6 protein-coding genes are annotated in these 10,256 nt (G+C 32.2%); 1 reads left to right on the forward strand and 5 read right to left on the reverse strand.

Annotated features, from left to right (window positions below; translation table 11 throughout):
* The first annotated feature begins 445 nt into the window (after positions 1-445).
* Positions 446-2,851: an outer membrane beta-barrel protein gene (locus AC2A07_RS03240; protein WP_484049185.1), complete on the forward strand. Its 2,406-nt coding sequence runs from the start codon at positions 446-448 to the stop codon at positions 2,849-2,851.
* A gap of 616 nt (positions 2,852-3,467) precedes the next feature.
* Here the strand turns inward: AC2A07_RS03240 and AC2A07_RS03245 are convergent.
* From AC2A07_RS03245 to AC2A07_RS03265, 5 genes are all read right to left on the reverse strand, one after another.
* Positions 3,468-4,556 (reverse strand): fatty acid desaturase family protein, encoded by a 1,089-nt coding sequence (locus tag AC2A07_RS03245; RefSeq protein ID WP_484049186.1) that lies wholly within the window; start codon positions 4,554-4,556, stop codon positions 3,468-3,470.
* A gap of 1,346 nt (positions 4,557-5,902) precedes the next feature.
* Entirely contained in the window at positions 5,903-6,298 is a 396-nt protein-coding gene (locus AC2A07_RS03250; protein WP_484049396.1) for a HEPN domain-containing protein, read from the reverse strand.
* On the reverse strand, positions 6,214-7,116 hold the full coding sequence (locus tag AC2A07_RS03255; RefSeq protein ID WP_484049187.1) for a hypothetical protein: 903 nt from the start codon (positions 7,114-7,116) through the stop codon (positions 6,214-6,216). Before AC2A07_RS03255 ends, AC2A07_RS03250 begins: the two co-directional genes overlap by 85 nt.
* 16 nt (positions 7,117-7,132) lie before the next feature.
* Positions 7,133-9,286, reverse strand: a complete 2,154-nt coding sequence (locus AC2A07_RS03260) for a KAP family P-loop NTPase fold protein (protein ID WP_484049188.1) — start codon at positions 9,284-9,286, stop codon at positions 7,133-7,135.
* 15 nt (positions 9,287-9,301) lie between these two features.
* Entirely contained in the window at positions 9,302-10,255 is a 954-nt protein-coding gene (locus AC2A07_RS03265) for a toprim domain-containing protein (protein ID WP_484049189.1), read from the reverse strand.
* Between the last annotated feature and the right edge of the window lies 1 nt (position 10,256).

The following is a 10,256-nucleotide window of genomic DNA, read 5'->3' on the forward strand; positions in this document are numbered from 1 at the left end:
CACAGGAAGTCTGCTATGACCAGAAGAATAAATGAAGCCTTCAAAATGAAACTCCAGATGCTACATACAAGCTAAAAGATGATATATGATTCACTACGTATGAGACTGTACCCACATGGTATACCAAAAACCGGTAATTTTTCCACAAATTCAATTTTTTCCAAGTTTAGATTTTCTTTACTTCCAGTTTCCAATTGCTCAGAATTCATGTCCTTTCATTTTATTAAAAAAATAACGCAACATAATTGCATAAAAGAAATAATTTTTATATTTGCAATACAGTTGCTTTAATAAATTAAGAACTAAAGATAAGCAGCCCGTTCTGTTTGAATGGTATTAATCTTAAAAAAATTATGTGTTTATGGCAGAATTTATTACAGTGGAGATTAGAAGAAGTATTTTTTTTCGACATAGTTACACTTATAACATAATCTATTAAAAAATAGTGAGTTCTTCTATTTTCCATATCGTTTTTGTATTAACGGTGATGTTTGCAGGCCAGTCTTTGTCAGCACAACAGTCTGTTCTGAAAGGAAAAGTTAAAGATAATCGAGCTGAGGTTCCTTACGTTAAGGTTGAGATTAAAAACATAGATAACCTCAACGATCAACAGTATATACAATCAGACAGTCTGGGATATTATCGGTTACCAGTACGTCAGAACAGCAGATATACAGTCAAATTCTCTCATCCCGGTTATAATGATTATACAAGCGACACGATTAATATTTCATCAGTTCAGAAAGAATACGTTTTGGATATTTTTCTCGAAGAAAAGTCCAGAATGGTACAGGAGATCGTGATAACAGGTAAAAAGAAAATACTGGAAGCCGATAAAGGTAAACTGACTTTTAATGTAGAGAATTCTGCATTGACCACAGGACAAACGGCGTTGGATATGCTTAAAAAACTGCCCGGAGTAACTGTCGGTCAAAACGAAGAAATCATTTTTCGCGGAGTTTCTGCTGTAAGTGTAATGATTGATGGAAAAATGACGTATCTATCGGGCAGCCAGCTGGCAAATTACCTGAAAGGAATGAGTGCGGAAGACATCAAAAAAATAGAGCTCATTACCGCTCCGTCCGCAGAATTTGATGCGGCAGGAAATGCGGGAATCATAAATATTATTTCAAAAAGATCTCTGAAAAAAGGCTATGCGGTAGATCTGCGTTCATCTGTTTCTTACGGTAGATTATGGATGACCAACCAAAATCTTTCAACAAGCCTGCGTACTGAAAGACTAAGTTTGTACGGCTCTTTTGATTACAACACTCCGCACAGTTACCGGCAGAACAAAACCCTTAATACGATAAACGATAAAGGCAATCTGCTACAGTTGGATAAAGATAGTGAGGTCAGGTACAAAATCAAATATTACACATGGCGGGCTGGTACAGAATGGCAGTTTTTGCCAAAACATAAAATCGGTGTGGCCTATCACGGCTACCTTGACGATTTTAAAAGCTCCAACAGTACTATACTGAACAGGATTAATAAGATGGGCAAACTTCACTCTTATCTTCATTCAGACAACAATATTCACGAACCCTATCATTACAATTCTGTACTTTTTAATTATCAGTTTGATGTGGACAGTTTAGGAAAAAAAATCACAGCTGATGCCAGTCATACTTCTTACCGCAATTTTTCAGACGGACTGATGGTGACGGGGAATTATAGTCCTGACGGCTCTTTTCAGCAGAAGTCCCAACAGAAATCCCATCAGCCAGGATTTATAAAAATTATCTCTGTAAAAGCTGATGCCGATCTGCCTTTTAAAAAATTCAACTTTAAAACAGGTATTAAGTATGTTGAAATTGAAAATGATAACCAATTCAGGTTTGATAGTTTACAGGCTGGAAATTTTGTGAAAATCGAAGCAATGAGTAATCATTTTAAATACCGTGAACAAATTGCTGCTGCGTATGTTTCAGGATCAAGAGTTTTTGGTAAAACAACCCTTGATGCCGGTTTACGTTTAGAGCAGACCCATGCATACGGCTATACAGTTAAGCAGGATATTACCAACAGATGGAAATACATAACACTATTTCCCTCAATTTCCATCAGTCAGTTTCTTAATGAAAGTAATAAGTTGAATGTATCGTTCAGCAGAAGAATTAACCGACCTTCGTATGCAGATCTGAATCCTGTCCGCTGGTACTCTGACCCCTACTTCTATTATTCCGGAAACCCCGGAATTGTACCCGAACTGGCCTGGATTTCATCACTTTCCTACAGTCTGAAAAGCAAATATATTTTCTCGGCATCATACAACCAAAGTGTCAATTATATTAACAGAAGACTCATTATTGATGATAATGGGGTTAGTATTAAAAGCCAAAGTGACAACTTCGGTAAACGCCATCGTTTTGACTTTACGGCATCTGTACCGTTTAAGCCTTTCCCGTTTTGGGAAATCCAGCTTTTCTCTGAACTGAGTCATACTTCTTATCCCATATCGCAGTCAAAGGGTGACCAAATCAAAAAACTATGGGCATTATCAGCCTCCCTGCAGCAGGACTTGTCACTATCTTCTGATTTCAGCATTAATCTTGCTGCTTATTTCTACTCATCAGAGCTGAGAGGCATCTATATCACAAAGCCTACAGGTAGTATTGATCTGGGTATTAAAAAGTATTTTATGGATAAAAAACTGGTGGCTCAGTTATCTGTAAACGATGTATTTAATACGAATAGGTATAGAGCCCGATCCCTATCCGACATTACAGATTACAGGTATAATGACAAACCGTATTCAAGAATTATCGGGCTCTCGTTTAAATACCATTTTGGTGGCGAAATGATGAAGTCCAGCAGTAAAAAAACCGAAGAGCAGGAACGGCTTTAAGTATTGATGACAGTTAAGCTCCTGATACTGGATGCTGCTTCATGAATTCATCTATATGAATCAGTAAACCTTCCGATTACCAGCATAACAAAGTTTCTGTGCATTTTTCTGTAATTCCCGAAGTAAGAGATATTGCTATTTCTCTACTATATTTGAAAAAATATCATTCTGAACACAATAATCATCAGGAGCAAAAACAGAAGAACAGATGACAGGAAAATAGTTTTCTCAAAAACTGATTGCCATTTTGTATACATTTTATTCTCCGTTATTTACCTGAACGGGAATTGGTTTACTACTATTACAGCAGATGGAATGATACCGAAGATTTTGATTTACCGACTTCACAATAAAGTACGAATAAAAAGAAACCGGTACAGAGAGCCCGGTTTAAGAATTATGGATAGCCAAAGCGTGAAGTGGGAAATAACCGTTCGTTAAAATAAGTAATGATAAAAATCATAAAAAAAAATATTTAACACCTCATTTTATTTTATTTGTACAGGTAGACAATAAATCGTCCGGATATCCCAAACAATAAAAGCAAATGCTTATAAAACATTCTGCCTAAAATGCTGATTTCATGGTACGATTACACTTATTGATTACCCAACGGTCAATTAACTGCAGCTTCTTTACCAAATTTTCTGAGCGTTAGAAAATGCGACCGCAGTGCCGATGAAAAACTCTTATTTTCGATGTAGGGAAGATCAAACTCTAATGCAGTCTTCTTCACAATAACCGAAATTTCCCCGTAATGGATGTGACAGACTTTAGGAAACAGGTGATGCTCGATCTGCCTGTTCAGCCCACCCAGAAAAAATGCGGCGAGCTTATTATGGGTTGCAAAATTTGCCGTTGTACGCATCTGGTGCTCCGCCCAGGCTTCTTCTATCTGTCCGGTTTCGTTGGGCACCGGGAAATTGGTTCCTTCAACTACGTGAGCCAGCTGGAAAACCAATCCCATCGTCAGCCCCTGGGCAATATGTAAAAGCAGGAAACCGATCAGAAATTGCCACCAACTTACATCCAGCGCCAGTAATGGCAATACAATAAACAGAAAATAATAAAGTGCCTTGTAGAAAAATAAATTAAAATATTCAAGTTTGGGATGTTTACTCTGATGCGCTCCGATTTTTTTCTGAAAAAACTTTACATAATCTTTACGAAATACCCACGACAGCGAGGCCAGGCTGTAAAGCGGAAAAGCATACCAGTGCTGATACCGCTGAATAGGGTTCACCTCGTCTTCTTCAGCAATCCGGATCAATCCCGGTGCGACTTCAATGTCCTCATCGTGTCCCGGTATGTTGGTATAGGTATGATGAACCACATTATGGGTAATACTCCAGACGTATGGATTGGCGCCGACCAGATTAAAAATAAATCCGAAGATTTTATTGACTTTCTTATTGCCTGAGAGTGCACCATGGATCGCATCATGACACACATTGAACCCTACAAACGCACTGAATATTCCCAGCAATGCTGACAATGGCAAAAGCATCCAAAGGGGTAAAAGCCCGGAAATGATGATAAGGTAAATTCCCGTGAATCCCATAAGGAAAAAGACAGCTTTGCCCCACATTCGGTTATTGGCATGCTGACTTATCTGATGCTGACTGAAATACTGCTCTACCCTGCTTCGTACGGTTGCATAAAAACGGGAACCGGAGGCAGATGAGAATTTTAATTTTTGTGACATACTGTATCATGATTGATCTACTTTATGCGAACAAACAGATATGCTAAAATCGTGTGTTGGAATAAGGAGAATATTGAAATTTCCTGTACATTACAGGACTGTATTGTATATAACGGAGTAATGATTCTTTTAGTATGTTTCGATTCAACTCATTACGCTTTTTTGGTCCTGCAGTATCCATGACCCATTACTTTTCAGTGTTTAATTTTCCAGGCCAATAATAAATAAATACAAACACACTTATTTTCAGATGTAAAGTTTCGCTTTTTAGATTGAGTGGTCATACTTCATAGTCAAAGAGTGTAATGAGATCACTGTAGAAAAATCTCAGTAAATACTATAGAGCCCTTTCGCAACTTCACTTTCGTGTATTTATGATTCAGTCGTTTTCGCTCTTTTAAAAATAAATTTCCTGTTATTTTTTATCAGGATTAATGAATCTCCGACTACTTTTTTATGATTCTAAAAAGTAAGATTGACTTTTGTCCAATACAGGGGAAGCCCTAACTCCCTAAACTGCCGTGAATCATAAATTTCTTTCTTCCATACAAAAGTATCATACACAAAATCGTATGTTTTTTCAGTATAAAATTTGTTATCCATTTCAAAAGCATGTCGTACATTAAAACTTCCTGTTCCTGAGATTAAAGTATTAAATTCTGAAATACTAAAATCTCCGTTTACCGAAGTTTTGTTACAGTCTGTTAGTGATAGGCTGAAAAATAGTATAATAAAAATTGGCGATAATGTTTCATTATTTATTTTTAAGGTTCTGACATACCCTTTATTAATCAAAAAATTAGCAGAAAGCCCTTTTTTCTATAATACTTGATTAGTTTTTTAGATCAATCATAAACACAAAAAAAGCCTTTAAATTGGTTGTATTTAAAGGCTTCTTATTTTAATTTCTTAACCAACGGGAGAGAGAGGGTTTTTGTAACTTCTTCCCGTCCTTTTATTGATAAGCATTTCGCTGTAGCATCTTGTGAAAGGCCTTAAATAGGGCATTTGCAAAAAGCGGTAAAATCCAATATAAAAATTTTACGTAGTAAAAGTAGAAATTTCCGTTCGGATTTGCAAGTAAAGATTGCTAAATTTTGAACAAGTTTTTTGAGTTAAAACTAGGAATTTAATCCGTCTCTTTGCGCCTGAGATTCACCGTTGAAATATTTTTAAAAGAAAAGAAGAAAAAAAAGAAAGCCTTATGGAAATTTAGCTATTGGACTTGTCAGCGAATATCTTTGTTTTCTGTTTTATTTTTTTAGTTGCCAATCTAGATTTGAAATTTTTCAGACATATTAATAATTCGCTTATATTCAAGCTAAATTGTTACTTTTATTCATAAATCATTTAAACAATTCGGATGGAAAAGTATATTCCAAGTTTTTATTATGCAAATACATACCGTCAATATGTTCTTTAGAAAATGTAGTTAGAGAAATAATTTGCTCAGATTTTATTCCAATTTTTTCAAGTATTGAAATTACTATAACAATCTCAATATATATAGATGCGTAGTATAAATCAATTCCTTTAAACACATTGTTTTTATCTTCAAAATGTGAAATATTATGTCGAGTTTGTTCAATTTTGTTTAAATATTGATTAACATCGATTCTTTCAGGTAAAAGCTGTTCAAATAATTGACGAAAATATTTTATTCTTTTATCAAAAGAAGACTTTTCAGCATAAACTTTCTGTGAAACCTTTCTAAAACATATACTGAATTTATAAAAGACAATTCTCTATGATGAACTTTCAAAAAATGTTTTTCAAATAATAATTTAAATAATTTTTGATATTCTTCATTAAAAATCCATTCATAAATAGAATTTGGGCTAATAAGTTCTAAAAAATTTAAATTGTAAGTTTTAAAATAGGTAAATCTTGAAGGTTTTATATTATAATTCCAACCGAAAAGTTCAAAATATTGTTTAATTCTTCCATTATAGTATAAGAATGTATAAATATCTGACTCTTCATCAGAAAATCCGATAAGGTAGAATAAATCTTTAATTCTGTCCAACAATCTGCACAAGTCCCAAATATTTATTGCTCCTCCAAGATGTTTTACATTTAAATATTTATATTGAGTAACGGCATATTTAAGTTTTCGTTCCCAGCTTGTTCTCTTACCATTGTAATAATTAACTTTAATTCTGGAAGAATTTACGAGTTTTATCGGTTTAAGTGATAATTCCTTGTGATTACCCTCAAAATCAAGAATTGAATCAGTAAATACCTTTTTCAAAATTTCTGATTCAAAATTAACAATATTAGCTTTTATATCTTCAATTTTAAGAAAATGAACACCTTTTATAAGATACTCAAATTTAAAACTATGAATCTCTAAACCTCCGACTGATGCTGAGCCAATTGTTCCCGCGATTAAAGTAATTTCACCAAAATTCTCAAAAAATCCTATACAAATATCAATTTTGATTCTACCTGTATATTCAAATTCTAAAATTTTAAGGTTAAAAACATCTTTAAGGTTTGTTTGCAATTCGGCAAAATAAACCTTATCATCTATTTGAATTTTGCCAAGACTATTTTCCATTAAGTTCTCTAATAGATTATTGATTATTATCTTCGATCAAATTATTTTTATCTTCATTATACCAATGAACAAATTGTCTCATTGCATTATACTCATTTTGGCCTTCATCCATATCAAAAAATTGCACAGTTGCTTCTTCAATTTCTTCTTTATAATTTGCCATTAAAGCATCATATAATTTATCTACATCATAATATTTTTTCAATAATTCATAAGAATCCTTTTTAAAATCAACTTTATAAGGTTCTGGATTTGATGAAATATATATAGTGCTTGTGAGAGCATTTATTATATCTCTACTAATATTTTTATTATTTTCTAAAAGGTTCTTTTCAAAATATTGATATACTTGGTCTTTATCATAATCGTACCAATAGTCAAGTACTGCGAAAATTGAAATTTCAAATTTTATAAAAATATTACTATTATCAAGTGATGCTTCTTCTAGGATTCGTTCAATGAATTCTCTTTCTAATTTCTGTAAATCACTTCCAATAAATGTTGGAATTCCATTTGTTTTACCATATTTAAACCACCACATTAATTCGCTTGAAAAAGTAAACGGAATATTTATTTTTAATAAAGATTGAGCTAAAATAAGCTTTTCGTTTTCATCATTTTGAGATTGAAGCATTCTGGCAATGAATCTTCCAGCTTCCTTTCTTGGGTTATGAAATCCAAACATAAATGTCCCTCCTTTCATTCCCTCAAATTGATCTTGTGAATCTGCTATCAGATTTACAAGACATTTCTTTTCATCCCAATTTAGTTTTTCTTCATAGAAGCTAATTTTACTTAAAAAATCATTAGGGCCAATTCTCTTAATTATTTCTAGTGTTTCCTTAGATAGTTCTTCAAAGCTTTTTGCTGTAAGAGACTTAATGTATTCATCAAAATATACATCCGAAATTTCATCATTTAATACACTATAAACAAAATATCTATTAAAGTATTTGGGTGATACAATCCTTTTCTCCTTCTCCCAGCGAATGTCACCATTACTAAAACTATAGTTTTCAAAAACTTCTTTTGTATAAGGAAATAATTCTTTCAGTAAGTTTTCAATTGCCTTTTTGTCATTATTTGAGTATGATGAACTTTTTTTTTCCAGTTCTTTTTTTAATTCTTCAGCCTTAGCATTATCTTTAGAGTCTCGATATCCATAGTAAGACTCAATAAAATATGTGGGATAATTTTTAATAAATTGATAATATTCCGGATAAAAGATTTTAATTCCTTCAAACAATATTAAATCTGAATTATTTACTTCTCCTTTTAATAGTGGTATTAGAAAAGATAGTGAATTCGCATATCTAATGGCTAGTCTAGGCGTTTTTATTCTTGGAAGAATATTTTGAGATATCAATGACCCAATTTTTTGAGCCTCCTCAGTTTGTAGATCCAGTTGATTTTCCGAAAATGCATTATTTAATAACTCAAAAGTATAATTTAGTAAATCTTGTGATTGTGCTTGTGGTATTCTCAAAGGAACTTGAATAATTTTTTCCAAAAAATTATATCCTGATAATTTATCTCCTGAAGCATATCTTTCTCCAATCGCAGAAGCAACCATTTCATCATCAAAAGATAATATGTAATATGTATTTGAAAAATCTCCAGTCAATTTAATTAGCTTAAACAATGAAAATAATTCTTGCTTATCCAGTCTATCAATATCATCAATAATTATAACAATTTTTTTCTTACTTTCTTTTAAAAATGCATTTACTCGATCTTTTAATTTCTCCAATTCTGTATCAGAAAGAGCTTCTCCAATCTTGGTCAAATCGATATTTAGCACACCTACTCCGACTCCAATCCCATACTTTTTTATAAATCCTACGAATTTTTCTTTAGCATTATTTAAATCCCTATCTAGTACGATTGAAATATTTTTCAAAAAATTTAAGATCAGAGAATCTTCATCTTTAAATCTCCAAGGATTAAATTTTACCACAAAAATATCATCCTTCTCTTCTAAATCATTTTGAATCATATTAAGTACTGAAGTTTTACCTTCACCCCAAACTCCATATAGTCCTATGACTAATCCTTCATCACTTTTTCTATTGATTATGGTTTGAGATATTCTAGAAGAAAATTTATTTCTGTTAAATCGATCCTTATTTTTATCATCAATCGGTTTATCTGAATTATATATTTGCTCCATTTTGTTTACTATATATTAAATATTGATTTCCTTCATAATTGCTATTAAATCCATAGACTCCTCCTCAATCCATTCATCATTTGTTATAAGTTCCTTAATTAATTCAACTTGAGTTTCTGTGAAATGATTCTTTGTCAAATTGGAAAAATCAGCTTTATTCCATTCACTTTTATGATGCTTTACGGAAACAGGTAACCTTTTGGCGTTTGGTAGTGGCTGTATTATCTCAATATTCTTGTTCTTATCATTAAATATCTGTTTTATCCGAGAATAAATACTTAGACCATTATAATCCCAATCACAGAAATAATAAATCGGAAGGTTTAACTTGTCTTGTGAAATATGTATTAAAGGTTTTGTATTATTTCCGCCTACATACCATAACTCTATATTGTTTTCCTGATATTCTATAGGCACTTTAAGACAATCAAGATTTTCGCATAATACTACGAATTTAGGATCTAAACAATCGACAATAAATCTCCATTGCTGATTTTTGGGATCTACTTCTGGAAATACGTTAATTTCTAACAATTGTAAAACAGCATTTTTCAAACTTGGTTTATTCTCCAAATATTTAGAATTTTCATATTTAAAAACTTGCGCAGAGAATTTCTTTTGAGTCGTAAGATTATTTCTAAGCTCTTCTCTATTATAATAAATGAAGACCAATGCTTTTAAATCTTCTTCTGTGAAAGTTTTCTTTGCGTTATTTTCTATACCGGAATCTGTAAAAAAATCATCATAGTATTTATAGGTTTTTAAATAATTCTGCTCATAAAAATCTGCAAATCTTTTTTTGTTAGTAACCATTACAACAGAATGATTTCCTTCTTGGAACTTAATTAGTTTTTTTTGCTTGAACAGTACTAAATTAATATACTCGTTATTGAGAATTTTTAATTTAGTCTTTCCATTTTCATAAAGTTGATGAAGACCTTTTAAATGCTTCCATTCAATGCTTCTCATA

The organism is Chryseobacterium sp. HNCC26DJ238, from assembly GCF_057180465.1.

Coding starts and splice junctions, on each gene's coding strand:
- AC2A07_RS03265 (WP_484049189.1), bottom strand. CDS start 10,255: ATGAGAAGCATTGAATGGAAGCATTTAAAAGGTCTTCATCAACTTTAT.
- AC2A07_RS03260 (WP_484049188.1), bottom strand. CDS start 9,286: ATGGAGCAAATATATAATTCAGATAAACCGATTGATGATAAAAATAAG.
- AC2A07_RS03255 (WP_484049187.1), bottom strand. CDS start 7,116: ATGGAAAATAGTCTTGGCAAAATTCAAATAGATGATAAGGTTTATTTT.
- AC2A07_RS03245 (WP_484049186.1), bottom strand. CDS start 4,556: ATGTCACAAAAATTAAAATTCTCATCTGCCTCCGGTTCCCGTTTTTAT.